Genomic DNA, 24,925 nt, shown 5'->3' on the forward strand with positions numbered 1-24,925 from the left:
ATGGGCTATGATCGATCTTGAGGCGGTCACCGAACCCGGTCGGCTGCTGCCGCGTCGGTGGTCCAAGGAAAGACACCCCGCTTCCTGCGGGGAAATGCAGGTGCAAGGCCTGCCCGGCGCTCGGTTCACGGAGCCCGTCCGCACACAGCGGACGGGCTCCGTGCGTGGGCGCGCCCTGCGTGGCGCCGGTCTCCAGGGCTCCGCCGAGCGCCCGCCATGGTCAGGCAGCGCGCCGCGGCTTCTGCGCCGTCGCATCGGCTCCGCCGGCCGGTACTCCCGGGGGCGCCCGGAAGGCCGGGCTCGGCGGAGCCGACGTCACGCCCCACCCCTCACGGGGCGACGGGGCTTCCCGCGGCTGTCGTCACGAGCGGCGTGCGCGGCGGGTCATGTACATCGCCGCGCCGCCGAGGGCGATCACCGCGGTGGCGGTACCGGCTATCAGGCCGACCGGCGCGCTGGAGCCGGTCTCGGCCAGCGGCGGGGTGCTCCGGCTGGGCGAGGGCGCCGGGCTGGTGGGAGGCGCGGACTGCAGGGGCGGGACGTGCGAGGTGGTCGGCGGGGTGGTGGACTTGCCGGGCGTGGGGGTGCTGGGCGGCGTCGTGCTCTGGGCGGGCGGCCGGCTCGCCGGGGGCGTGCTCGGGGTGGCGGGCGTCGACGGGGAGGGGGTCGGGGTGGGGGAGTCCGGCTGGTCCGGGGTGCAGGCCTTGTCGCCCCCGTTCCACGCGGCGATGAGGTGGTAGGGGGTGACGATGTTGCCGGGCTCGTAGGGGGCGGGACCGTGACCGTCCCCCGTCTTGCCGTCGTAGACGACGTCGTCGCCGTAGAGGTCGATCTGCCCGAAGCAGTCCGGGGTCTTGACCGAGAGCTTCTGCCAGGTCCGCTTGGCGTCGTCGGCACCGGCCTGGTCGGCGGAGGTGAGGTACACCGTGGCGTGGTCGACGAGGGTCTGGTGGCCGGAGGTGTACCAGTTGGAGCCCTCGGTGGTGTACTCGGCCAGCGAGACCGGGTACGTGCAGCCGTCGCCGACCTGCTGGCCGGGTGCCAGGCGCACCTCGACGGTGCCCGGGACGTCGGTCCACTGGTGGAAGCCGCCCTGGGAGGTCCAGTCGGCGCCGACCGGCTTCCCGTCGCCGTCGACGATGCGGTACTGCACGGTGGCCGACTGGCAGCCGACCCCGGTGGTGGCGCCGGCCGGCGTCGCTCCGAGGAGGGGAGCGGTGGCGAGGAAGGCGGTGGTGGCCAGCGCGGCGGCCGTTCTGGCACGTGAGGAGTGCGTCAAGATCTGCCTCTGCGGAATCAGGGGTGTGGGAGGTGGTCGTGCGCGAGCGGTCGGGACACACCGAGTCCGGGGTCCCTGACGGAGTCACTCACGTCACGTGGCTCACTCAGGATGCAGTGAGTGATCCAGATTCTCGTCAGTCCACGCAACTTCCGTCAAACTTTCGCGAGTTCGTTACACAACGGCGGCCGCGTCACTGCCGGTAGTTTCATGGCGGAAGACGTCCACCACCCTGGAGACACCCATGACTGAACGTGCCGACCGGATCATCGCCGCTCTGCGCAGCGGACACGACCGTCTCGCCGCACGGGTACGCGACCTGGCCGCCGCCGATCTCACCAAGGGGTCCGGAGCCGCGGACTGGGACCTGTCGCAGGTGCTCAGCCACCTCGGCAGCGGCGCGGAGATCACCCTGGCCGTCCTCGAGGGGGCGCTGGACGGCACCGGCCCGAAGGACATGGACTTCAACAAGTCCGTGTGGGCGCGCTGGGACGCGATGTCCCCGGCCGAACGGGCCGAGGGCTTCGTACCCGCCGACGAGGCGCTGGTGAGCCGCTACGAGCAGCTCGACGCGCACACGCGGGAGACCCTGCGCATCGACCTCGGCTTCCTGCCGACGCCCGTGGACGTGGCCACGGCGGCGGGCCTGCGGCTCAGTGAATCCACCTTCCACACCTGGGACATCGAGGTCGCTTTCGATCCGGCGGCCGTCCTGGCGCCGGAGGCGACCGAGCCACTGCTCGACCAGGCGGGTCTGCTCATCGGCCACCTCGGCAGGGCCGACGCCGTGGACGGCCGTCCCGTCCGCCTCACGGTCCGGACCACGGATCCCGAGAGGTCCTTCGGTCTCACCCTCGACGAGACGGTCGCGCTCGGCGACGCACCCGCCGAGCCCGACGCGGTGCTGAGCGCGCCCGCCGAGTGGTGGCTGCGCCTCACGACCGGCCGCCACGCCCCCGCACACACCCCGCCGGGCGTGACCCTCACCGGGGGCGCACTGACGCTGGACGATCTACGACGGGTCTTCCCCGGCTTCTGAGCCGGGACCCCCGGCGGGGCTTCGCCCCAAGGTGTCGGTCGTCGGACCGCCGACGAGGACGGACAGGGAATGGACGTGGAATCCGGATCTCAGACCGGGCCGGCCGCACTCCGGCCGACGGCCGCCGACGTGGCGCGGAGCGCACCGCCGCGCCGCCGGGGGCGCCTTGCGTGGTGGGTGCGGCGCGTGGTGTCCGTCAGCGCTTTCGCGCTGGCGGTCGTGACCATGGTTTCCCTGGTCTTCAACGCGTTCACCGCGGGGCGCGCCGCGCCGCCCGAAGGGCTGCGTTACGTGCAGGCGGCGGACATCCGCACCCGCTACCGGACCTGGGGCACGAGCGGGTCGCCCGTCGTCCTCGTCCACGGTGCCTTCGAGCAGGCGGACACCTGGGCGCGCCTGGCCCCCCTCCTCGCCCGCGATCACCGGGTCTACGCGCTCGACCTGACCGGCGACGGGTACAGCGAACGCCGCGGCCCCTACACCGTCGACCACCTCACCCGTCAGCTGTTGGGCTTCCTCAGCGCCGTGCACCTCGGCGGCCCCGGCGAACGCCCGCTGCTGGTGGGCCACTCCAGTGGTGCCGCGGTCGTCGCGGAGGCGGCCCTGCGTGCCCCGAGGCGGATCGGGAGCGTGATGCTGCTCGACGGGGACGCCCTGGACACCGGCGCCGGTCCGCCGTCCGCCCTCAAGTACCTGCTGGTCGACCCGTATTGCACCAGCCTGCTGCGGCTCGGCCTCGGCGTCGACCCGCTGATCCGCTCCTTCTACGACGCCCAGTGCGGCCCGGCCTGCCCGCGTCTGGACGCGGCCGGCGTCGACGAGTGGCGTCGGCCGCTGCGGGTGCCGGGCGCCGAGGCCGCGCTGTGGACCATGCTCGGCCAGGGCGTACCCGGTCTCCCCGCCGGTCGGGTGGCCCGACTCGCGGCCGTCCGCATTCCCAAGTCCGTCGTGTTCGGCGCCGAGGACGACGTGTTCAGCAAGCAGACCCCGCGGGGGACCGCCCACCGCATCGGCGCGCCGCCGCCCACCCTGATCCCCCGGGCCCGCCACCTCACCATGATCTCCGACCCCCGGCGGGTCGCCGCGGCCGTGGAGACCCTCGCGCACACCCGTGCCCCCGCGCCGTAGGGAACCGCCGAGACGCCACCGGCCGGGCCGGGCAGCGGCCACATTCCCGCGACACCAGCGGAACTGACGGGACATCAGGTCACGGGCGGACCGTTCGAGCCTCGGCGGCGTACCCTCAACGGCCCCTGTGCACAGGGCCGTTCGGGCCCGTCCGTACCGACCTTCGGCATCCGGCGGCCGGGGCTGCGCGCGGCCACAGTGAGAGGCGTCAGAGAGCGCACGCACAGCCCCGCCTCTCCCCGAAGGGACCACCGTCATGGCCGTGCACGAGCACCCGCACCGCAACTCCGGCTTCCGCCTGCCGTCCTTCCGCCCGTCCTCGCGCGGGAACGTGGACACGTCCGCGTCCGAGTCCCGGGCGTCGGCGCGGACCGGCACCCACACCGCGGCGGCCCTCGCACTGGCCTCGCTGCGGCTGCTCACCGGGTTCGTCTTCCTGTGGGCGTTCCTCGACAAGACCTTCGGACTCGGCTACGCCACCGCCTCCGGCAAGGGCTGGATCGACGGCGGCTCACCGACCAAGGGCTTCCTCAGCTCCGTCGCCGCCGGCCCGATGCGGTCCACCTTCCACTCCTGGGCGGGGGACCCCTGGGCGGACCGGCTGTTCATGCTCGGCCTGCTCGGGATCGGCGTCGCCCTCCTCGCCGGTGTGGCGCTGCGCTTCGCGGCCGTCGCGGGCACCCTCATGATGGCGCTGATGTGGCTGGCCGAATGGCCGCCCGCCCGGCACCTCGTGGACGGCTCGCCGAGCATGTCGACGAATCCGTTCGCCGACTACCACGTCCTCTACGCCGTCGTCCTGATCGCCCTGGCCGCCGGTTCCGCGGGCGACACCCTCGGCCTCGGGCGGCCCTGGGCGCAGCTCCCGCTGGTCCGCCGCAGCCGCTGGCTGCGCTGACCCCGGCCAGGGCCGATCGGGCCCCCGGGGGGACGTGCGACCCCTGCCGGACGTCCCGTCACAGGACGACGCTCGTACCCGAACCCCGTTCAGGAGGCAGCGACCATGCCCCGTACCGCCCCCGCCCCACCCCTTACTCCCGAGGAGCAGACATCATGAAGGCAACCGTGCCCCTGCCGGTCCTCGTCGCGGTCGACGGCTCCGAGCCGAGCCTGCGCGCCCTCGACTGGGCGGCCGACGAGGCCGTCCTGCGCGGACTGCCGCTGCGCCTCGTGTACGCCTCGCTGTGGGAGCGGTACGAGGGCACCCACCTCGCCGCGGACCCGGACCGGCCGTCCGAGGAGCTCGTGGCGGAGGACATCGTCGAGACCGCGGCGCGGCGGGCCCGGCGCAGGCGGCCCGACGTGCCGGTGTCCACCGACGTGCTGGCCGAGGAAGCCGAGTACGCGCTCGTCCGGGAGAGCCGCGATGCCGCCCTGCTGGTGACGGGCAGCCGGGGACGCAGCGGCCTCGCCGAGGCACTGCTCGGCTCGGTGAGCCTGACCCTCGCCGGGCACGCGCACTGCCCGACGGTCGTCGTACGCGGCAGCCACGACAACCAGACCACGACGCCGCTGCACCGCAGGATCGTGGTGGGCGTCGGGGGACACGGCAAGCAGTCCCCGGCCGTGCGCTTCGCCTGCGAGGAGGCGAGGCGGCGCGGGGCGAACCTGGACGCCGTACGGGCCTGGCGCGTCCCCGCCCGCGAGACCACCGACCACCCCCTGATGTCCCCGGAAGCCGCCCGGCTGCACGAGCAGGAGGCGGTGGATGTCCTGGACACGGCGCTGGAGAACGTCCCCGGCGACATCGAGGTGCACCGGCACACGGTCGAGGGACCCGCCCGCTCCGTGCTCGTGGCCGCCTCCCACGACGCCGACCTCCTGGTCGTCGGCGCCCGGCGCCGCCCCCGGACCTTCGGGCTCCAGCTGGGCCGGGTCGCCCACGGCGTGCTGCACCACTCCGCCTGCCCGGTCGTCGTCGTGCCCGAACCGGTGTGACCCCACCATGACCGGTCGCACCGGCCCCGCCGCCGGTGCCCGCCGGACCCGGCGTGGGCCGACCGGCCCCGGTGCACCCCGGCCGGCCCATGCGGTCCCTGGCCGGACCGCTGGATGCTCGAAGTGCCCACAGACGCCCGGAGGAGAACCCGATGACGGACGACCTGCTCAGCCTCTCCCCGGTCCACGCGCTGCTCGCGGACGGCACCACCGTGTGCATCCGCCCCGCGGCGCCCGGGGACCACGACCGGCTGGAGGAGTTCTACGACCGGATGTCCGCGGAGAACCTGAGGCTCAGGTTCTTCTCGGTCAGCCGGCGCTCGGGCGCCCTGGCCGCGGACCGCGCCTGCGCCCCGGCCCGTCCGGGCCACCTGGCCCTGGTCGCGCTGTCACCGGACGGAGTGATCGGCGTCGCCGAGTACGACACCGGCGGCGAGGGCCGGGACACCGCGGAGGTCTCCATCGCCGTGTCCGACGGGATGCACCACCGCGGGGTCGGCACCCTGCTCGTCGAGCACCTGGTCTCCGCGGCCCGCGCCGAGGGCGTCACCGGCTTCACCGCCGACGCGCTCAGCGAGAACCGCGAGGTGCTCCGCCTCTTCGCCGACCTGGGGCTGCGCATGGAACGCCGCCTCGAAGGGCCCGAGACGCGCTGCGTCATCCGGCTCACCGAGGACGACGCCTACCTCTCGGCCGTGGAGTCCCGGGGCCGCGCGGCCGACGTGGCCAGTCTGCTGCCCCTCCTGCGGCCCCAGGCGGTCGCGGTCGTCGGCGCGGGACGCAGGCCCGGCTCGGTCGGCCGGGCGATCCTGCACCATCTGCGCTCCGGCGGGTTCACCGGGCGGCTCTTCGCGGTGAACCCCGGCGCCAGTTCGCTCCTCGGCGTCCCGTGCCACCCGTCCGTCGGCGCGCTGCCACGGACCCCGGACCTGGCGGTCCTGGCCGTGCCCGCGGCCGCCGTGGCGGCCACCGCCGAGGAATGCGGCAAGGCCGGGGTACGGGCCCTGCTGGTGGTGGCCTCCGGTCTCGACGCGGACCAGGCCCGAGACCTGCTGTCGGCCTGCCGCGCCCACGGCATGCGTCTCGTCGGCCCCAACTGCCTGGGCGTCTCCAACACCGAACCCGAGCTGCGCCTCGACGCGACGTTCGCCGCCGGCCATCCGCTGCCGGGCAGCGCCGGGGTCGCCGTACAGTCCGGCGGTATCGGGATCGCCCTGCTCGACGGGCTGTCCCGGCTCGGCGTCGGCGTCTCCTCGTTCGCCTCGCTCGGCGACAAGTACGACGTCAGCGGCAACGACATGCTCCAGTGGTGGGAGAGCGACGGCCGCACCGACCTGGCCCTGCTGCACCTGGAGTCCTTCGGCAACCCGCGCGCCTTCTCCCGTACCGCCCGCCGGGTGACCCGCCGGATGCCGGTGCTGACCGTCGACGCGGGCCGTACCGACGCGGGCCGGCGTGCCGCCGCCTCGCACAGCGCGGCCGCCGCCACCCGCACCATGACCCGGCAGGCCCTGTTCACCCAGGCCGGCATCACCGCCACCCGCTCCGTCGGCGAACTCCTCGAAGCCGCTGCTCTGTTGCACTCCCAGCCGCTGCCCGGCGGATGCCGGGTCGCGATCGTCACGAACGCGGGCGGCGTGGGAGTGCTGGCGGCCGACGCCTGCGCGGAGGCCGGGCTCGCCCTGCCGGCGCTCACCGCGGAGACGGTCGACGACCTGCTCGCCGTACTGCCGGGCGGCGCCGCGACCGGCAACCCCGTGGACGCCACCGCCGCGGTCACCGAGGAACAGCTCGGCGCGTGCGTGGACCGGCTCGTGCGGTGCCCCGGCATCGACGCCGTCCTGGTGGCCCTCGTACCCACCGCGGTCGCCGAGGCGACCGGTGACGACCTGGTGCGCGCTCTCACCCGGACACCCGGGCCCCGCCCCCGGCCGGTCGCCGTCGTCCGACTGGAGCAGGAGCGGCCGGTCGAACTGCTGCCCGCCGAGGGCGGCACGATCCCCTCCTACGCCGACCCCCAGGCCGCGGCCCGCGCACTGGCCCACGCCGCCCGCCGTACGGCCTGGCTCGCCCGTCCCGCGGGCACCGTCCCGGAACTCCCCGACGTCGACACCCACCGCGCCCGCACCCTCGTCGAGGACCACCTGCGGACCTCGCCGGACGGCGGCCCGCTCGACCCGCGCACCTGCGCCGACCTGCTGGCCTGCTACGGCATCCCGCAGCTCCCGTGGGCCTGGGCCGAGACCGAGGACGAGGCCGTGCTCGCCGCAGGCCGGCTGCGCGGCTTCGACGGACGCGTGGTCATGAAGGCCCACTGGCCGGGGCTGCTCCACAAGACGCAGCAGCACGCGGTCCACCTCGACCTGCGCGGCGACGCGCAGGTGCGCGCCGCCTTCCGGGACCTGGCCACCCGGTTCGAGGGCCTGATGACCGGGGTGGTCCTCCAGCCGCTGGCCCCCCGCGGCACCGAACTGTTCGCGGGCGTCGCCCAGGACGAGGTCTTCGGCCCGCTCGTGCTCTTCGGGCTCGGCGGGACGGCCACCGAGATCCTCGCCGACCACGCCGCGAGGCTCGCCCCGCTCACCGACCACGACGTGCACGACCTGATCACGGCGCCGCGCTGCGCCCCGCTCCTGTTCGGCGCGGACGGCGGCGCCCCCGTCGACCTCGAAGCCCTGGAACAGCTCCTGCTGCGGTTGTCGCGGATGGCCGCGGACCTTCCCCAGCTCGCCGAGGCCGACTTCAACCCGGTCCTCGCCGCGCCCGGCCACGTCACCGTGCTCGACGCCCGCGTGCGCCTGCTGCCGCGCCGGCCCCACGACCCTTATCTGCGCCGACTGCGCTGACCGTGGGCACGGTCCGCCACCCCTCGTCCGCACCGATCCGGGAGAGCCGTTCAGGCCGTCGCCGGGGGGAGGACGCCGACGGCCGGGGGCGCGGTGAGCGAGTCGGGCAGCCGCGGGTGCAGCTCGAACACACCGTCCAGCCCGGCAGCGCGGATGATCCGCAGGACCCGTCCGTCGGTGACGAGCCGGAGCCGCCCGCACCGTGCGCCGACCCGGTTGCGGGCGCGGCACAGCACCCCGAGCCCGGAGCAGTCGATGAAGGTCGCGGGGCGCAGGTCCAGGACCAGATCCGGGTGCGGCTCCCTCGTCAGGGCGTCCAGCCGGGCCCGCAGCGGGACCGCCGCCAGGAGGTCGAGTTCTCCGCACAGCGTCACCACGGTCGTCCCGTCGACGGTGCGTACGGTGAGGGAGGCCGCGGGCCGCGGGTGGTTCTCGGACATAGTCAGATCGAAGCCCCGCAGAGGATGCCGCGGAAGGGCCGAACGGTCCCCGTCGTGCGGACCCGACGGGCCCTCGGCGGTCCACCCGGGTTTCCGCGCGAAGGTCCCGGGTGACTGGCCCGACCGGCCCAAGCCGGGCTCCCGCCACCCCGGGCAGGCTGGACGTGCGGGGCAAACCCGGTGCCCGGAAGGCGGCCGGCCGACTGCCGGCAGCCGCCACTCGCCACCGGGCCCCGGCTCCGCGACCGACCAGCGGGATGAGGAGCGTCATGAAGGGATTCGTGTTCCACGGACCCGGGCAGTCCGCCTGGGAAGAGGTCCCGGACCCGGCCGTCAAGGAGCCCACCGACGCGATCGTGCGGGTCCGGGCCGTCACCATCTGCGGCACGGACCTGCACATCCTCAAGGGCGACGTGCCCGAGGTGGAGCCCGGCACGGTCCTCGGCCACGAGGCCGTCGGCGAGATCGTCGAGGTGGGCAGCGACGTGGGCACCGTACGCCCCGGCGACCGGGTGCTGATCTCCTGCATCAGCTCCTGCGGGCGCTGCTCCTACTGCCGGGAGCGGATGTACGGCCAGTGCCGCGGCGGCGGAGGCTGGATCCTCGGCCACCTCGTCGACGGCACCCAGGCCGAGTACGTCCGGGTTCCCTTCGCGGACCTGTCGGTCCACACCCTGCCCGCCACTCTCGACAGCAAGGACGCCGTCCTGTTCGCGGACATCTTCCCGACCTCCTACGAGGTGGGCGTCCTCAACGGACACGTCCGCCCCGGCGACACCGTCGCCGTCGTCGGCGCCGGGCCCATCGGTCTCGCGGCGATCGTCACGGCCCGGCTGTTCTCGCCGGAGCGGATCATCGCGGTGGACCTGGCCCCGGCCCGGCTGGAGGCCGCTCACCGGTTCGGTGCCGACGCGGTGGCCGACGTGCACGAAGCGCCCCGGCAGCTGGTGGCCGACCTGACCGACGGGCTGGGCGCCGACGTCGTCATCGAGGCGGTGGGCGTGCCGGAGAGCTTCGAGCTGTGCACCCGCATGGTCCGGCCCGGCGGGCACGTCGCCAACATCGGCGTGCACGGCAGGCCGGCGACCCTGCACCTGGAAGACCTGTGGAGCCAGGACGTCACCGTCACCACCGGCCTGGTCGACACCCACTCCACCCCCACCCTGCTGCGGATGGCCGCCGCCGGACGGCTGCCCACCACGCAGCTCGTCACCCACACCTTCCCGCTCGACCGCATGGCGGAGGCCTACGAGGTCTTCGCGCACGCCGGCACCACCGGCGCCCTCAAGGTCGTGCTCGGGGAGGAGCAGCACGAGGCCGTCGCCGTGCGCACGGCCTGACGAAAGGACGTGACGGCCATGTCCGGAGGGACCCGGCCCGGCACGGGACGCGACGACACGACACGGCACGACACCGGGACCACGGTGGAACGCCCCCGCGGTGACCTGGGCCGCCGGCTCGCCGCCCGGCGCGCAGAACTCGGCCTGACCCGCCAGGAGACGGCGGCTCGGGCGGGCATGGCGTCCAGCTACCTGAAGCACCTGGAGGAGCACCCCTGCGCCAGTCCGAACAGGGGGACGGTGCTCGGCCTCGCCGCAGCCCTGGAGACGACGGTGGCGCAGCTCACCGGGGGCAGCGCAGACCTGCCGCCCGGTCCGGAACAGGCCGCCCCCGAGGCCGAGTTCACGGAACTGGGAGCAGCGGAGTGCACGGCGCTGCTGGGCACCCACGGCGTCGGCAGAATCGCACTGCCGACCGCATCGGGGCCGGTCGTCGTGCCCGTCAACTACAGCGTCGTAGACGGCGCGGTCGTCTTCCGGACCGCCTCCGGCGCGACCCCGTCCCTGGCCGCCGGTCATCAGGTGGCCTTCGAGGTCGACCGCATCGACGACGCGTTCAGCACCGGCTGGAGCGTGCTGGTCCGCGGGGAGGCCCACGTCGTCACGGCGCCGGACGAGACCCGCCGCCTCGACGAGCAGGCGTACAGCGCACCGTGGTCCGGCGGGCACCGCGACCTCTGGATGCGCGTCGAGCCGGGCACGGTCACCGGGCGCCGGATCACCGCCTGACGTCCTGACCCGGCGCCGGGACCGTCCGGCCGCCCGGTGGGCCCCCACCTCGGCGCCCCGGTGGGTTACCACGGTCCGCGGAGGCCGGTAGCGTGACCCACCGAACCGAGCGGCCGGTGTCAGCCCGCCCGCAGACCGAGGAGACGCTGGTGGGAAGCCCCGAGGAGGCGCGCGTACGGCTGCCGCAGCTGAGGCTGGACGAGCTGCTGGAGGAGCTGCAGGCGCGGCTGGACGCGGCGCGTGGCACGCGGGACCGGGTGCACAGCCTGCTGGAGGCGGTGCTGTCGGTCGGCCGGGAGCTGGACCTGGAGCAGGCGCTGCGCAGCATCGTCGAGGCGGCCGCGGCCCTGGTCGACGCCGAGTACGCGGCCCTGGGCGTCATCGGCCCGGACGGCAGGCGGCTGTCCGCGTTCCACACGGTCGGTGTCGCCGAGGAGCGGATCGCCCGGATCGGCCCGTACCCGGAGGGCCACGGCATCCTCGGTGAACTGATCCGCCACCCCGAGCCGCTGCGCCTGGCGAAGATCTCCGACCACCCCGCCTCGTACGGCTTCCCGCCCGGCCACCCGCCGATGAACACCTTCCTCGGTGTTCCCATCAGGGTCCGCGACCAGATCTTCGGCAACCTGTACCTCACCGAGAAGCGCGGCGGGACACAGTTCGACGAGGAAGACGTGTCGGTGATCTCGACCCTCGCGGTCGCGGCCGGCGTCGCCATCGACAACGCCCGCCTGTACGAGGAGTCCCGGCTGCGCGAACGGTGGCTGCGGACGAACGCGGAGATCACCCACAGCCTGATGTCGGGCGCCGGCCGTGCCGAGGTGCTCGCGTTCATCGCGGAACGGGCCGCCGAGATCACCGGGTCGGCGCTGGCCGCGGTGGCGTTGCCGGTGGCGGGCACCGGATCGCTGACCGTGGAGATCGCCGTCGGGCTGGACGCCGAGGCGCACCGGGGGCTGGTGCTGCCCCTGGAGAGCACCCTGATGGGGCTCGCCTTCTCCGGGGCCGCCCCGGCCGTCAGCGACGACGTGTCCCAGGACGCCCGCATCTCGCAGGAACCGCCCCGCTTCCAGGGGCTCGGCCCCGCCGTGGGCGTGCCCATCGGCACCGGCGAGGGCGGTGTCCGAGGTGTGCTCCTGCTGTCGCGGGAGGCCGGGCGCCCGGTGTTCACCGCGACCGAGAGCGAGACCCTCCAGGCCTTCGCGGCCCAGGCGGCCGTAGCCATGGAGCTGGCGGAACGACGGCAGGACGCGGCGGAGGTCGCGGTGCTCAAGGACCGCGACCGCATCGCCCGCGACCTGCACGACCTCGCCATCCAACGGCTGTTCGCGACGGGGATGACCCTGCAGAGCGCGGGCCGGTTCATCGAGCACACCGAGGCGGCCGAACGCGTGGCACGCGCCGTGGACGACCTGGACGAGACCATCAAGATCATCAGGTCGACGATCTTCGGCCTGCGGGCCCGGGAGGACGGCGCCGGGACCGGCCTGCGGGCCCGCACCGTACGGGTGGCGGGGGAGGCGGCGCAGGTCCTCGGATTCGCCCCGAGCGTCCGCATGGAGGGGCTGCTCGACACCGACGTGCCCAGGGAGACGGCCGACCACGTGACAGCCGTCCTCTCCGAGTCCCTCACCAACATCGCCCGGCACGCCCGCGCCGACCGCGCCGACGTGAGCCTGTCCACCGACGGACACGAACTGCTGCTGACGGTCCGGGACAACGGCGTGGGCATCCCGCCGGACGGCCGCCGCAGCGGGCTGCGCAACATGGCGGAGCGGGCGGAGCAGTTGGGCGGCCGAATGGACTGGGACTGCCCGCCGGCCGGCGGCACGGCCCTGCGCTGGCGCGTACCGGTCAGGCGTACCTAGGGTCCTTCTGCACGCACCGAACGCCGCTCCTTCCCGGCGTCGCGGTCCGGCCGTGCCCGGTGCGACCAGGAGCCGGGCCCGCAGGAGCGGCCCGCGTGGTGCACGGCCGTGCGGGTCAGGACGGGTGGCTGTCGTGGCTCTCGCGGTGTGCGAGGACCTCTGCCATGTGGGTCTGCGCCCAGGTTCTGAGCCCGCGCGTCATGTGGTGGAGTGAGTGGCCGAGTTCGGTCAGCTCGTAGGTCACGGTGACCGGGACCGTCGGCGTGACCGTGCGGGTGAGCAGCCCGTCGTGCTCCAGCGACCGCAGCGTCTGGGTCAGCATCTTCTGGCTGACCCCGGCCAGCAGACGGGACAGCTCGGAGTACCGCATCGCCTTCGGCGGGCCGGCTGCCGCGTCGCCGGGACCGGGCCCGTGGTCGCCGCCCAGCGCGCACAGGATCAGGACGACCCACTTGTCCGAGATGCGGTCGAGCAGTTGCCGGCTGGGGCACCCCGCCAGGAACGCGTTGTACTCCACCTTGGCCTGAGCCCTCTTCTGAGCCGCCGTCGTCGTCATCGCTCGCACCTCTCACCGATGGGTGGGTTACGCACTTCTGAGTGCCTACTTCCCGACAGGAAGTTCCGCTCCCATGCTGATGCAGGGAGGCAACGGACGCCACCCCCGAAGCATGACGACGAAAGGCAGCCGCACGATGAGCACACCCACCCCCTCCCTTCCCGGCGGCACCTGGTCCCTGGGCGACCTGACCGTCACCCGGTTCGGCTACGGGGCGATGCAGCTGGCCGGCCCGGGGGTGATGGGGCCGCCGGCGGATCGCGCGGGTGCCCTGGCGGTGCTGCGCGAAGCGGTCGACCTCGGCATCACCCACATCGACACCAGCGACGCCTACGGTCCGCGTGTCACCAACGAGTTGATCCGCGAGGCCCTGCACCCCTATCCCGAGTCGCTGCACCTCGTCACCAAGGTGGGCGCGACCCGCGACGAACGGGGCGGCTGGCCCACGGCCCGGCGACCCGAAGATCTGCGCCGCCAGGTCCACGACAACCTCAGCTCCCTCGGGCTCGACGTCCTCGACCTGGTGAACCTGCGGCTCGGCAACGCCGAAGGTCCCCAGCCGGGCTCGCTCCGCGAGGCGTTCGAGACGCTCGTCGAACTCCGGCAGCAGGGGCTGATCCGCCACCTCGGGGTCAGCAACGCGACCGAGGAGCAGGTCGCCGAGGCACAGCGCATCGCGCCGATCGTGTGCGTGCAGAACATGTACAACCTCGCCCACCGGCACGACGACAAGCTCATCGACCGGCTCGCCACCGACGGGATCGCTTACGTGCCCTTCTTCCCCCTCGGCGGCTTCACCCCGCTCCAGGCCTCGGCGCTCTCGACGGTCGCCGCTCGGCTGCGGGCGACCCCGATGTCCGTAGCACTGGCCTGGCTGCTGCAGCGATCACCCAACATCCTGCTCATCCCCGGCACGTCGTCGACGGCGCACCTGCGCGAGAACGTCGCCGGCGCGGGACTCGCCCTCTCCCCTGAGGACGTGACCGAGCTGGACGGCATCGGCCGCTGAGCGCCCGACCCGGGTCGTTCAGTCACGGGTCGGAGCGGCATCGCCGGCGAACAGGCCGCTCGGGCAGAGGTCGCTCAGATCGCCGCGCGGATGATCCCCACGGTGCGCGCCAGGTGCGGTTCCGAACGGTCGGCGCGGTGCGCCACGGCCAGCTCCACGCGTGCGTCGGCCCCGGACAGCGGCAGATAGGCGACACCGTCGAGTGCCAGCGCGGTCACCGGCTCGGGCACGACCGCGACCCCCAGGCCGCCGGCCACGAGCGTGACCAGGGTCGAGGTCTCACCGACCTCGTGGCGGATGCGCGGCTCGACACCGGCGTCGCGCAGCAGGCCCAGGACGACGTCGTACATCACCGAGCGGCGGTCGGCGGAGTGCACGATCAGGTCGGCGTCGGCCAGGTCCGTGACCCGAAGCCGCTTCCGGCGGGCGAGGGGGTGCTCGACCGGTGCCGCCACGACGAGCCGGTCCCGGCGGAGGGTGTGCACGGTGAGGGAGAGGTCGGCCGCCGCCGGCCGCAGCAGCGCGACGTCGATCGCGCCGGTGCGCAGCGCCTCGACCTGGTCGGGCGCGAGCATCTCGCCGCGGAAGGAGAAGTCGACGCCGGGCAGCTGCTCCGTCAGCCGCCGTGAGAGCGCGGGCAGCAGGCTGTACGTCGCCGAGCCCACGCAGCCGATCGCGAGGTGCCCCACCGAGCCGGACGCGACGAGCCGTGCGTGGTGGGCGGCCTCGTCGACGTCGGCGAGGATCGCTCGCGCCCGCTCCAGGTAGGCCCGGCCCGCCTCGGTGACGTCGACGCGGCGCGTGGTGCGCCGCAGCAGCTCCACGCCGAGCTCGGCCTCCAGCTGCCGGATCTGCTGGGACAGCGGTGGCTGCGCCATGTGGAGCCGCTCGGCGGCGCGGCCGAAGTGGCGTTCCTCGGCCACCGCCACGAAGTACCGGAGATGCCGCAGATCCATATGCCATCCATCTCAATCGGCTTCGATATGCGTACTTCAGAATATCGCGGCCAGGGACTAGCGTCGCTGCCATGAGCGCTTTCCTGTACGCCGCGACCCGGACGCCCTTCGGCCGCTTCAACGGGGCGCTGGCCGGCGTCCGCCCCGACGACCTCGCCGCCGCCGCGATCACCTCGACGCTCGCGAAGGTGCCTGGCCTCGACCCCGCCGCCGTCGACGACGTGGTGTGGGGCAACGCCAACGGCGCCGGCGAGGAGAACCGCAACGTCGGCCGCATGGCCGCGCTGCTCGCCGGCCTCCCGGTGAGCGTGCCCGGCACCACGGTCAACCGCCTGTGCGGATCGAGCCTCGACGCGGCGATGACGGCCAGCCGCACCATCGAGTCCGGCGACGCCGAGGTGGTGCTCACCGGCGGCGTGGAGTCGATGACGCGCGCGCCGTGGGTCCTGCCCAAGCCGCCGAAGCCCTTCCCGGCCGGTGATGTCACCGCCGTCTCCACCACGCTCGGCTGGCGGCTGGTCAACCCGCGGATGCCCGAGGAGTGGACGGTCAGCCTCGGCGAGGCCAACGAGCAGCTCCGGGAACGCTTCGGGATCTCCCGCGAACGCCAGGACGCCTTCGCCGCCCGCTCCCACCAACTCGCCCACGCAGCGTGGGAGTCGGGGTTCTACGACGACCTGGTGGTGCCGGTCGACGGCGCCGACCTCACGCGCGACGAGGGCATCCGGGCCGGATCGACTCCGGAGGTGCTGGCGGGGCTCAAGCCGGTCTTCCGTACGCCGGAGCAGGGCGGCACGATCACCGCGGGCAACGCCAGCCCGCTCAACGACGGGGCAGCCGCGGTACTGCTGGGCAGCGAGAAGGCGGCGGCCACGATCGGGGCCGACCCGATCGCCCGTGTCGCAGGCCGCGGCGTGATGGCGCTGGAGCCGCAGGCCTTCGGCTACGCCCCGGTCGAGGCCTCCAACCGCGCCCTGGCGCGGGCCGGGATCGGCTGGGACCAGGTCGGTGCGGTCGAACTCAACGAGGCCTTCGCCGTGCAGTCGCTCGCCTGCCTCGACGCGTGGAAGATCGACCCCACCCTCGTCAACCAGAAGGGCGGCGCCATCGCGATCGGCCACCCGCTCGGTGCCTCCGGGGGACGCATCCTCGCCACGCTCGCCAAGGTGCTCCGCGAGACGCGGCAGCGCTACGGCGTCGCCGCGATCTGCATCGGGGTCGGCCAGGGCCTGGCCGTCGTCCTGGAGAACTGCGACGTCACGGGGGCGGCCCGGTGAGCCGGACGGAGATCGTCGAGAACGCCGACGCGGCGGTCGCCGGGATCGAGGACGGCTCAACCGTCCTGGTCGGCGGGTTCGGCCTGGCCGGGATGCCGTTCGACCTGATCGACGCGCTCATCCGCCAGGGCGCGCAGGACCTCACGATCGTGTCCAACAACGCGGGGAACGGCGACGTCGGCCTGGCCGCGCTGCTGGCCGCGGGCCGGGTGCGCAAGGTGCTGTGCTCCTTCCCGCGCCAGGCCGACTCCTGGGTCTTCGACGACCTCTACCGCGCGGGGAAGATCGAACTCGAGGTCGTGCCCCAGGGCAACCTCGCCGAGCGGATGCGCGCGGCCGGAGCCGGCATCGGTGCCTTCTACTGCCCGACCGCGGTCGGCACGCCACTGGCCGAGGGCAAGGAGGTGCGGGAGATCGACGGCCGCACGTACCTGCTGGAGTACCCGATCAAGGGTGACTACGCCCTGATCGGCGCGCACATCGCGGACACGCTGGGCAACCTCGTCTACCGCAAGACGGCCCGCAACTTCGGACCCGTCATGGCCACGGCCGCGACGACGACCGTCGTCCAGGTCGAACAGGTCGTCGAGCCCGGAAAGCTCGACCCCGAGGCCGTCGTCACCCCGTCCATCTACGTCGACCGGATCGTCCAGGTGGCGGCCCGGCACTACACCGTGCAGGGGGCGCGATGACCACCCCGTCCACCGATCACCGGCTGTCGATGGACGAACTGGCCGCCGTGATCGCACGTGACATCCCGGCGGGTGCCTTCGTCAACCTCGGCATCGGGCAGCCCACGAAGATCGCCGACCATCTGCCGGCCGGCTCCGGGGTGGTGCTGCACACCGAGAACGGCATGCTCAACATGGGGCCGAAGGCCGAGGGCGACGCTATCGACCCCGACCTGACCAACGCCGGCAAGGTCCCGGTGACGGAGCTGCCGGGCGCGGCGTACTTCCACCACGCCGACTCCTTCGCGATGATGCGCGGCGGGCACCTGGACGTCTGCGTCCTCGGCGCCTACCAGGTCGCCTTCGACGGCGACCTCGCCAACTGGCACACCGGCAGGCCGGACGACATCCCCGCGGTCGGCGGCGCCATGGACCTCGCCATCGGCGCCAAGGACGTGTACGTGATGATGACCCTCTTCACCCGCGCCGGGGAGCCCAAGCTGGTGCCGCGGTGCAGCTACCCGCTCACGGGCGTCGGCTGCGTCAGCCGCGTCTACACCGACCACGGCGTCTTCGACGTCGGCCCGGCGGGGGTACGGATCCGTGAGACGTACGGCGTCAGCGCCGGCGAACTCGCCGAGCGGCTCGGCATCAGGCTGCCGTAGGGCTCTGCGCGCGGTCCCGTGCCCGCCGACGGCCCCGGCTCCACCCCCGGCGGAGCCGGAGCCGGGGCCGTCGGCTGATCGGCGCTACTTTCCGCTGGTGATCTCGACGTAGGTGGTGCCGGTGACCGGCCGGTGGCCATAGGTGCCGGTGACCTTGGCGCTGCCTTCGTAGCCGGGGGAAGGGACCAGCAGTTCCTGGTTCTCGGCGTAGACCCTGACGTTCAGCTCGGCGTCCGCACCGGGGATGCCGACCTTCCAGCGCGTGGGGTAGCTCTTGCCGGTGGTCGGGCTGGTCCAGCGGGTGGACTCGTCGGGGGTGAGGGTCGCCTCGGTGAGGGTCTGGGTGCCGTCGGGCTTCAGGATGGTCGCGAAGTTGTTCTTCCTGCCGTCGTACTCCTGGTTCCAGACGCTGACCTTGTCACCGTTGGACAGGTTGAGGTTCATCCAGGACCAGGAGGCGCGACCCGTGGTGAGGTCGGGGAGCGGGCCCCACTGGCGGTCCAGCCAGGACTGCCCGCGGACCTTCTCGGTGCGGCCGTTGACGGTCAGGGTCCCGGAGGTGTCCACCGTGGGCAGCGCGTACTCGTAGTTCGCGTACTTCGCGTCGCCGAACATGGGGAAATACCCCGTCCCCAGGTTGTAGAGGACGTTTCCGCGGGGGCGCAGCGTGACGTCGATGGTCCCCTCCGGGACCTTGGCGCGCAGCTTCATCTCCTTGGCGTCGCCGGTCCAGGTGAGGTTGTCGGTGTGGATGTCCACGCCCTTCTTGTCGGACAGGCCCGTTCCCAGCGGCAGGGGGATCTCCGACCTCGTGTACCAGCCGGTGTCCTCGTTGACCACGGACACCCTCGAGATGGCGCCGCCCTGCTTGCCGAAACCGGCGTTCAGGTAGTGGGCGAGGAAGCCGTACCGGTGGCCGCCGGCCGTCACGTGGGCGGTCACGTACCAGGACTGGTTGGGCCGGCCGGGGTCGTAGGTGAGGTTCGCCTCGGGGTCGACGAGTACCGGGACGCCGGTCCGGGACAGCCCCTGCGGGGAGGCGGTGGAGTGCGCCGGGGCCGGGCCGGCGGTCGTCGCGGTCGCCGGCCCGCCCGCGGCGAGGGTGAGCGAGGCGACGAGCGCGGAGGCGACGGCGGCCGCGCCGATGGTGGTCTTGTGCACGAGGGCTCCTTGGTACGGCTTCACGGGGCACGGGCACCTGGAGTAAGCGTACGAAACTGTTTCGTACTCGCCGATGGCGTGGTGCCCGGTGTGAATGAAATCCTACACCTGTAGGATTAAGTCTCCGGAGGGCCGTGTCAAGCGCGGATCGGCACGCGCCCGGTGCTCGGGAGCAAGATCAGGGCGGCTACGCTGGCGATACCTGCGGGCGGACGCCCCTACAGCCGGCCGAGGAGGACGTTTGGGAGACCAGCCGAGCACGACGCGACGCCCCGGCCGCCCCAGGGCGGATTCCACCGCGGTGCCCGCGGAGCGGGACGTGCTGCTGCGTGGCCTGGAGGCGTTCGCGGAGCTCGGCTACGACCGGGCGTCGGCGCGGGAGTTGGCGCGCCGCCTCGGGGTCGGGCCCACCTTCATCAACGACCGCTACGGTTCCAAGGCGGCCTACTGGCGGGCGGTGGTGGACGCCGCGCTCGGGGGGCAGCTCGCGGGCATGGTGCCGGCCGGACCCGGGAGCAGCGACGAGGACGTGGTGCGGCAGTTCGTCCGGGAGTTCTACCGCGTCAGCAGTGGGGAACCGCATCTCGCCATGCTGGTGGCGGACGAGGCCGCGCGGGACACCGAGCGGCTGGACTATCTGTACCAGCGTTACATCGAACCGACGCTGGCCCTGGTCGCGCCAAGCATCGAGAGGCTGATGGCATCCGGACGCATGGCCCGGGTCCCGATGGACGTCGTGTTCTTCGCCATCATCGCCCCCGTGTCAGGACTGGTCCAGGAACCTCTCGCCCGGCTGCTGGGCAGCCCCCGGCACATGGAGCAGGCGGACCGGCTGGCCAGGGCGCGGGCCCTGGCCGGGCTGGTGGCGGACGGCCTGCTGGCAACGGGGCAACGGTGACCTGCGGCGTCACTCTCCCCTCAGGCCACCGCACCACCGGTCGGGGTCAGGGACGTACCGCCGCCACCAGCAGGCAGCCGAACTCGTCCACGCCCACCATGTCGGACGGCCGGAACAGGTCGGGCAGGTTGGTCTGGCCCAGCGCCTCCGGACGGTCGTCCGCCGCGGTGGGCCGGGCCAGTTCGCGGAAGGTCCGCTGCATGGTGTGCTCGGTGATGTCGAGCAGTCCGCGCAGCCGCAGACCCGCTCGGTGGAGCATGGCGACATAGTCGTCGGCGTCGGCGAGCGTCACCATGAAGTTCCGGCAGAACTTGCCGATGGACGGGTGCAGGGTCTCCTTCCTGGGCGCCCGCTCGAACACATCCGTGAGAACCAGTCGGCCGCCCGGCCGCAGCACCCGCGCCACCTCGCCGAGCACCTGCTCCCGGTCCGGCATGTGGATGATCGACTCCAGGGCCATCACGGCGTCGAACGAGCCGTCCTCGAAGGGCAGCTTCATCGCGTCGGCGTGCCGGAACTCCGCCCGGTCGGCGAGCCCGGCCTCCGCGGCCAGCCGGTTGGCGGTCTTCACCTGCTCCTGGCTGATGCTGACCCCGGTGAGCCGGGCACCGGTCTGCCGCACCACCCGGAGCCCCGGCCCGCCCACCCCGCACCCCAGATCCAGGACCTGGTGCGAGTCGTCCACCAGAAGCCGCTCGATCAGCACGTCGGTGAGCCGGTCGACAGCCTCCTCCAAGGTGGCCTCGGAGTCCGGGGTGTCCCAGAAGCCGATGTGGATGTTCGGGTTGAAGGTGCCGTCGTTCAGGGCGGTGACGGTGAGCCGGTCGTACAGCTTGCCGACGGCCTCCGGCACGGGAAGCGTCTGGACGGAGTCGGACATGGGTCCTGCCTTTCCGAAGGGACATGCGAAGGGACATCCGAAGGGACATCCGAAGGAGACAACGGGATACGGGTCAGCCGACGGCGGCCGCGCGGGCCGCGAACTCTCGCAGCGGGTTGAGGGCGTCCGGGCCGATCCGGTCACGGAGCGCGGGCGCCGTGACGCCCAGGCCCGGCCGGGGTGCGAGGCAGAGCACACCGACCTTGCCGATGTGCTGGTTGAGCTGCACCAGCCGGGTCGCCTCGCCGACCTCGGCGAGCGGGAACAGCGAGGACAGCGCCGGCACGATCCCGCCGAGCGTGAACAGCCGGGCGCACTCCACCTGTTCCTGGAGGTTGGCGACATGACTGCCGAGGACGCGCTTGAGCCGCATCCACAGATAGCGGTTGTCGAACTGGTGCACATAGCCGGTGCTGGAACCGCAGGTGACGACCGTTCCGCCGCGCTTGACCACGAACACCGAGATGCCGAAGGTGGACCGGCCCACGTGCTCGAAGACGATGTCGGGATCCGCGCCCACCGCGTCCCGGACGATCCGCCCGATCCGCTTGCCCGCCTCCAGCGTCGCCTCGGGGTCGTCACCCGCGTCGTCGCCGACGCCGATCTCCTGCCGGTTCACGACCACGTCGCACCCCAGCTTCCGGGCCGCCGCCGCCTTCTCCTCCGAGCCGACCACGCCCACCGCGATCCCGCCGCCGTTCTTCACGAACTGGGCCGCGTACGCGCCGAGTCCGCCGCTCGCGCCCCAGATCAGCACGACGTCGCCCTGCTTCATCCGCGCCCCGCGGTCGCTGACCAGCATGCGGTACGCCGTCCCCGCGCAGGCCGGCACCGTCGCGGCCTCCTCCCAGGTCAGGTGCGGGGGCTTGGGGATGAGCTGGCTCGCGCGGGCCACCGCGTAGTGGGCGAGCCCGCCGAAGTTCGTCTCGTACCCCCAGGCCAGCTGGTGTTCGCCCAGCATGCCGTCCGCCTGGTTGGCGGGCTCCTGGTCGTCCACCCGGGCCGCGTTCACCAGCACGTGGTCCCCGAGCCGCCAGCGCCGCACACCGGAACCCGTCCGGACGACGACACCGGCCGCGTCCGAGCCCAGTACGTGGAAGGGCTGGTCGTGCCGGGCCGCCCAGCCGCCCTCACGGCCGTAGGCGCGCAGGAAGCGGAAGGTGGAGAGGGGTTCGAACTTCGCCGACCACACGGTGTTGTAGTTGATCGAGCTGGCCATCACGGCGACCAGTACCTCGTCCGGGGCGAGTTCGGGCATGGGGACCTCGCCGACGTGCAGGGTACGGCGCACGTCCTTGTCCTCGGCGTCACCGAAGACCTCCTCGTCCTCGACGCGCAGATGGGCGGCGGTGAAGTGCGAGGGGAGGGTGGCGCGTCGCAGGTCGTCGGGGGAGGCCCCGGACAGCACGGCGTCGGTCAGCGACATGGGGTCACCTCTGTTCCGGGATCGTGGGAGTGGGCTGCGCGTACCAGTGGTGCGTCCCGGTGAACGCGTAGGTCGGCAGCGGGACGCGGCGCGCCTCGGCTCCGCCGAAGGCCGCTTCCCGGTCGAGCGGCACCCCGCTGACGAAGGCGGCGCCCAGCTGCAGGGCGAAGGAGGCCGGCTGCGTGTCGCACACGGCGGCGAGGGGGATCAGGCCCGGCGCGGCCGAGGGCTCGGACGGCGGGTCCTGCGCACCGTCGGTGAGTCCGGCGAGGGCGCCACCGAGGGTGTGGTCGCCGCGCAGGTGCGCGGCGGCCCAGCGCCCTGGCAGCCCTTCGCCGCGCACCGCGGCGGGACTGACCCCGCAGGCCTGCCACAGCCAGGCATAGGCTACGATCAGGGCGAAAGCGGCCACCAGTCCGTCGCTCTCGGACGCCGGCGGTTCCAGCAGCTTCGCCAACGGCCGTCCGTCCGTGTACGGGGCCACGGCCTCGTCGAGATCGGCGACCGCGTCCCGGAACGCCGCCCACTCCCAGGGCAGTTGCCCGTAGGACGGCAGCACCGAAGCCGGCGGACCGGCACAGACCAGCACGGTCCTGCCGGTGGCGGCCGTCCCCGACCGCACCCACGGCGACGGCAGTCCGTCGGCCACCGCCCGCAGTCCGGCCAGATACTGTCCCCGGTCGCCGCCGGCGACCGCCGCCCGATGCGGGAAGGCGCTGCGGGTGACGGCCAGGGAGTGCGCGATGTCCGCGTCGGCCCACTGCGCCGCGGGCGCCTCGAGATGGCGCAGCAGTTTGCGGGCCTGCCCGCGCAGGGCCGCCGGGGTGCGCGCGGACAGCAGCCAGGGCAGCGGCCGGATGTCCCGGGCCGCCCCGGACGGCGGCCAGGCCGGGCGGGGCGCCCGCTCCAGGATGACGTGCCCGTTGGTGCCGCCCGCGCCCAGCGCCGTCACGGCCGCCCGCTCCGGACGTCCCGTCGCCGGCCACGGCACGGCCGCGGGCACCGGCCGCAGCACCCCGCCGCAGCGTGCCACGGTCTCCAGCGGCGGCTCACTGTTGAGGGTCGCGGGCACGGTGCCGTGCCCGAGCGCGAGCACCGCCTTCATCACACCGGCCATGCCGGACGCCGACTGGGTGTGACCCAGGTTGGACTTCACCGACCCGAACAGCAGGGGACGCTCCGGCGGGCGCGCGCGGCCGTAGACGGCCAGCATCGCCTCCGCCTCCATGACATCCCCCAGCGGAGTGCCGGTACCGTGCGCCTCCACGTAGTCGACGTCCGCGCCCGACAGTCCGGCATCGGCCAACGCCGTCGCCATCACCCTGCGTTGCCCCGGTCCGTTAGGTACGGCCAGCCCGTTGCTGGTGCCGTTCTGGCCGACCGCGGTACCGCGCACCACCGCCAGCACCGGATGCCCCGACCGCTCGGCGTCGGACAGCCGCTCCAACAACAACACCCCGGCGCCCTCGGCCCAGTTGCCGCCGTCGGCCCGCGCCGAGAACGGCTTCGTACGGCCGTCCCGCGCCAGCGCGCCCAGCCTGCTGTGTTCCAGGAACACATCGGGTACGGCCATCACGGTGACCCCCGCGGCCAGCGCGAGCGAGCACTCGCCCGACAGCAGCGAACGCCGGGCCAGGTGCAGCGCGGACAACGAGGAGGAGCAGGCCGTGTCGACGGTGAGCGCCGGACCGTGCAGCCCGAGCGCGTAGGCGATCCGGCCGGACGCGGCACTGGGCAGGGTGCCGACGGCCAGGTGGTCCGTGCCCTCCTCCGGTCTGTCCCGCCCGCCACCGGTCCCCGCGTACCCCTGCGGGGTCAGCCCCACGAACACCCCGGTCGGCGACCCCGCCAGCGTCGTCGGATCGATCCCGGCGCTCTCGACGGCCTCCCACGCCGTCTCCAGGAGCAGCCGCTGCTGCGGGTCGGTACCGGCGGCTTCCTGCGGGGTGTAACCGAAGAACTCCGCGTCGAAGGTCCCGGCCTCGGCGAGGAACCCGCCCTCGCGCACACTGCACCGGCCGGGCACCCCGGGCTCGGGGTCGTACAGGCCGACCGGATCCCAGCCACGGTCGGCGGGGAACTCGGAGAGACAGTCCCGTTCGGCCAGCAGCGCACGCCACAGCGCCTCCGGGGTGTCGATGCCGCCGGGCCAGCGGCAGCCCATGCCGATCACCACGACCGGGTCCAGTCCCCGGGCCCGCTCCGCCGCCGCGAGCCGGTCGCCGAGTTCGGTCACCTTGTGACGCTCCTCCTGGAGCGCGGCGGTCGCCTTGCGCAGGTACTCCCGCAGCCGGGCCTCGTCCGTCATTGCATCTCCTGGGAGCCGTCGGCGTCGATCAACGCGAACAACTCGTCGTCGGAAGCATGGGTCAACTCAGTGCGGTCGGCTACCAGTTCGGCGAGATGAGCGGCGAGCAGCAAGGGCGTCGGATGGTCGAAAGCCACACTCACCGGCAGTTCCAGCCCGGTCGCCGCGACCAGTCGCCTGCGTAGATCGACCGCCGTCAACGACTCGAAGCCGAGTTCCTGGAAGGTCCGGTCCGGGACGACGGGCGCGGGCGAATCGTGCCCGAGGGCCACGGCTGCGTGCGCCCTGACCAGGCTCAGCAACTCGTCGAGCAGGTCGTCCCCGGACAGGGCGGAGAACCTGTCACGGGCCGGCGGCGGAGCGTCGTCGGCCGGCTGGGCCGCGGGCGCCGGTGCGGTCGCGACCGACGTGCTCGACTCCAGCCAGTAGCGGTGGTGTTGGAAGGGGTAGGTGGGGAGGGGGGTGTGGTGGGTGGTGGGTTGGGTGGTCCAGGTGGGGGTGGTGCCGGTGG

At 73.4% G+C, this 24,925-nt stretch carries 22 protein-coding genes; 13 read left to right on the forward strand and 9 right to left on the reverse strand.

Annotated elements, in window-relative coordinates; translation table 11 throughout:
* Window positions 1–361: 361 nt before the first annotated feature.
* Window positions 362–1,279 carry a hypothetical protein gene (locus AB0G52_RS31335; RefSeq protein WP_361340915.1) on the reverse strand — a complete coding sequence of 306 codons (918 nt, stop codon included), beginning with the start codon at window positions 1,277–1,279 and terminating at the stop codon, window positions 362–364.
* Window positions 1,280–1,523: 244 nt separating this feature from the next.
* On the opposite strand from AB0G52_RS31335, the gene AB0G52_RS31340 reads away from it, so the two are divergent.
* The 5 genes from AB0G52_RS31340 (at window position 1,524) to AB0G52_RS31360 (ending at window position 8,230) form a co-directional block, all read left to right on the forward strand.
* Window positions 1,524–2,318 carry a maleylpyruvate isomerase N-terminal domain-containing protein gene (locus tag AB0G52_RS31340; protein ID WP_361340918.1) on the forward strand — a complete coding sequence of 265 codons (795 nt, stop codon included), beginning with the start codon at window positions 1,524–1,526 and terminating at the stop codon, window positions 2,316–2,318.
* A gap of 189 nt (window positions 2,319–2,507) precedes the next feature.
* Window positions 2,508–3,446 carry an alpha/beta hydrolase gene (locus AB0G52_RS31345; protein ID WP_361340921.1) on the forward strand — a complete coding sequence of 313 codons (939 nt, stop codon included), beginning with the start codon at window positions 2,508–2,510 and terminating at the stop codon, window positions 3,444–3,446.
* A 256-nt stretch (window positions 3,447–3,702) separates the two neighbouring features.
* Window positions 3,703–4,344, forward strand: a complete 642-nt coding sequence (locus AB0G52_RS31350) for a hypothetical protein (protein ID WP_132890891.1) — start codon at window positions 3,703–3,705, stop codon at window positions 4,342–4,344.
* Between the two features lie 155 nt (window positions 4,345–4,499).
* Entirely contained in the window at window positions 4,500–5,384 is an 885-nt protein-coding gene (locus AB0G52_RS31355; RefSeq protein ID WP_361340924.1) for a universal stress protein, read from the forward strand.
* Between the two features lie 152 nt (window positions 5,385–5,536).
* Entirely contained in the window at window positions 5,537–8,230 is a 2,694-nt protein-coding gene (locus tag AB0G52_RS31360) for a GNAT family N-acetyltransferase (protein ID WP_361340926.1), read from the forward strand.
* Window positions 8,231–8,280: 50 nt separating this feature from the next.
* Here the strand turns inward: AB0G52_RS31360 and AB0G52_RS31365 are convergent, their stop codons facing one another.
* Window positions 8,281–8,670, reverse strand: a complete 390-nt coding sequence (locus AB0G52_RS31365) for an STAS domain-containing protein (protein WP_132890894.1) — start codon at window positions 8,668–8,670, stop codon at window positions 8,281–8,283.
* Window positions 8,671–8,939: 269 nt separating this feature from the next.
* Between AB0G52_RS31365 and AB0G52_RS31370 the strand changes: the two genes are divergently transcribed.
* The 3 genes from AB0G52_RS31370 (at window position 8,940) to AB0G52_RS31380 (ending at window position 12,607) form a co-directional block, all read left to right on the forward strand.
* A complete protein-coding gene (locus AB0G52_RS31370; RefSeq protein ID WP_361340929.1) occupies window positions 8,940–10,010 on the forward strand; it encodes a zinc-dependent alcohol dehydrogenase family protein in 1,071 nt (356 codons plus the stop codon).
* 18 nt (window positions 10,011–10,028) lie between these two features.
* Window positions 10,029–10,739 (forward strand): pyridoxamine 5'-phosphate oxidase family protein, encoded by a 711-nt coding sequence (locus AB0G52_RS31375; RefSeq protein ID WP_132890896.1) that lies wholly within the window; start codon window positions 10,029–10,031, stop codon window positions 10,737–10,739.
* 149 nt (window positions 10,740–10,888) lie between these two features.
* On the forward strand, window positions 10,889–12,607 hold the full coding sequence (locus AB0G52_RS31380) for a GAF domain-containing sensor histidine kinase (RefSeq protein WP_132890927.1): 1,719 nt from the start codon (window positions 10,889–10,891) through the stop codon (window positions 12,605–12,607).
* A 115-nt stretch (window positions 12,608–12,722) separates the two neighbouring features.
* Here the strand turns inward: AB0G52_RS31380 and AB0G52_RS31385 are convergent, their stop codons facing one another.
* The gene (locus tag AB0G52_RS31385) at window positions 12,723–13,163 is read right to left on the reverse strand and encodes a helix-turn-helix domain-containing protein (protein ID WP_132890897.1); all 441 of its coding nucleotides are present in this window, start codon (window positions 13,161–13,163) and stop codon (window positions 12,723–12,725) included.
* A 136-nt stretch (window positions 13,164–13,299) separates the two neighbouring features.
* Between AB0G52_RS31385 and AB0G52_RS31390 the strand changes: the two genes are divergently transcribed.
* Window positions 13,300–14,172, forward strand: a complete 873-nt coding sequence (locus AB0G52_RS31390) for an aldo/keto reductase family oxidoreductase (RefSeq protein WP_132890898.1) — start codon at window positions 13,300–13,302, stop codon at window positions 14,170–14,172.
* Window positions 14,173–14,246: 74 nt separating this feature from the next.
* On the opposite strand, the gene AB0G52_RS31395 is transcribed toward AB0G52_RS31390, so the two are convergent.
* Window positions 14,247–15,128: a LysR substrate-binding domain-containing protein gene (locus tag AB0G52_RS31395; protein ID WP_132890899.1), complete on the reverse strand. Its 882-nt coding sequence runs from the start codon at window positions 15,126–15,128 to the stop codon at window positions 14,247–14,249.
* A gap of 71 nt (window positions 15,129–15,199) precedes the next feature.
* Here AB0G52_RS31395 and AB0G52_RS31400 point away from each other — a divergent pair, with 71 nt between their 5' ends.
* The 3 genes from AB0G52_RS31400 to AB0G52_RS31410 are packed head-to-tail and all read left to right on the forward strand — an operon-like array spanning window position 15,200 to window position 17,741.
* Complete coding sequence (locus AB0G52_RS31400; protein ID WP_361340934.1) at window positions 15,200–16,405, forward strand: thiolase family protein; 1,206 nt, start codon at window positions 15,200–15,202, stop codon at window positions 16,403–16,405.
* Window positions 16,402–17,097, forward strand: coding sequence for a 3-oxoacid CoA-transferase subunit A (locus AB0G52_RS31405; protein WP_361340937.1), 696 nt, complete (start codon window positions 16,402–16,404; stop codon window positions 17,095–17,097). Before AB0G52_RS31400 ends, AB0G52_RS31405 begins: the two co-directional genes overlap by 4 nt.
* Window positions 17,094–17,741, forward strand: a complete 648-nt coding sequence (locus tag AB0G52_RS31410) for a 3-oxoacid CoA-transferase subunit B (RefSeq protein WP_361340940.1) — start codon at window positions 17,094–17,096, stop codon at window positions 17,739–17,741. Before AB0G52_RS31405 ends, AB0G52_RS31410 begins: the two co-directional genes overlap by 4 nt.
* An 84-nt stretch (window positions 17,742–17,825) precedes the next feature.
* Here the strand turns inward: AB0G52_RS31410 and AB0G52_RS31415 are convergent, their stop codons facing one another.
* On the reverse strand, window positions 17,826–18,902 hold the full coding sequence (locus AB0G52_RS31415) for a lipocalin family protein (RefSeq protein ID WP_132890903.1): 1,077 nt from the start codon (window positions 18,900–18,902) through the stop codon (window positions 17,826–17,828).
* A 241-nt stretch (window positions 18,903–19,143) separates the two neighbouring features.
* On the opposite strand from AB0G52_RS31415, the gene AB0G52_RS31420 reads away from it, so the two are divergent.
* The gene (locus AB0G52_RS31420; protein ID WP_132890904.1) at window positions 19,144–19,800 is read left to right on the forward strand and encodes a TetR/AcrR family transcriptional regulator; all 657 of its coding nucleotides are present in this window, start codon (window positions 19,144–19,146) and stop codon (window positions 19,798–19,800) included.
* 46 nt (window positions 19,801–19,846) lie between these two features.
* Here the strand turns inward: AB0G52_RS31420 and AB0G52_RS31425 are convergent, their stop codons facing one another.
* From AB0G52_RS31425 to AB0G52_RS31440, 4 genes are all read right to left on the reverse strand, one after another.
* Entirely contained in the window at window positions 19,847–20,680 is an 834-nt protein-coding gene (locus AB0G52_RS31425; RefSeq protein ID WP_132890905.1) for a methyltransferase domain-containing protein, read from the reverse strand.
* Window positions 20,681–20,753: 73 nt separating this feature from the next.
* Entirely contained in the window at window positions 20,754–22,106 is a 1,353-nt protein-coding gene (gene ccrA / locus AB0G52_RS31430; RefSeq protein WP_132890906.1) for a crotonyl-CoA carboxylase/reductase, read from the reverse strand.
* Between the two features lie 4 nt (window positions 22,107–22,110).
* The gene (locus AB0G52_RS31435; RefSeq protein WP_361340945.1) at window positions 22,111–24,414 is read right to left on the reverse strand and encodes a beta-ketoacyl synthase N-terminal-like domain-containing protein; all 2,304 of its coding nucleotides are present in this window, start codon (window positions 24,412–24,414) and stop codon (window positions 22,111–22,113) included.
* The coding region (locus tag AB0G52_RS31440; RefSeq protein WP_361340948.1) for an acyl carrier protein at window positions 24,411–24,925 on the reverse strand (515 nt) is incomplete at its 5' end. The genes AB0G52_RS31435 and AB0G52_RS31440, both read right to left, overlap by 4 nt.

It is taken from the genome of Streptomyces sp. NPDC021562 (assembly GCF_040640875.1).
In the GTDB taxonomy this organism is placed as follows: Bacteria; Actinomycetota; Actinomycetes; order Streptomycetales; family Streptomycetaceae; genus Streptomyces.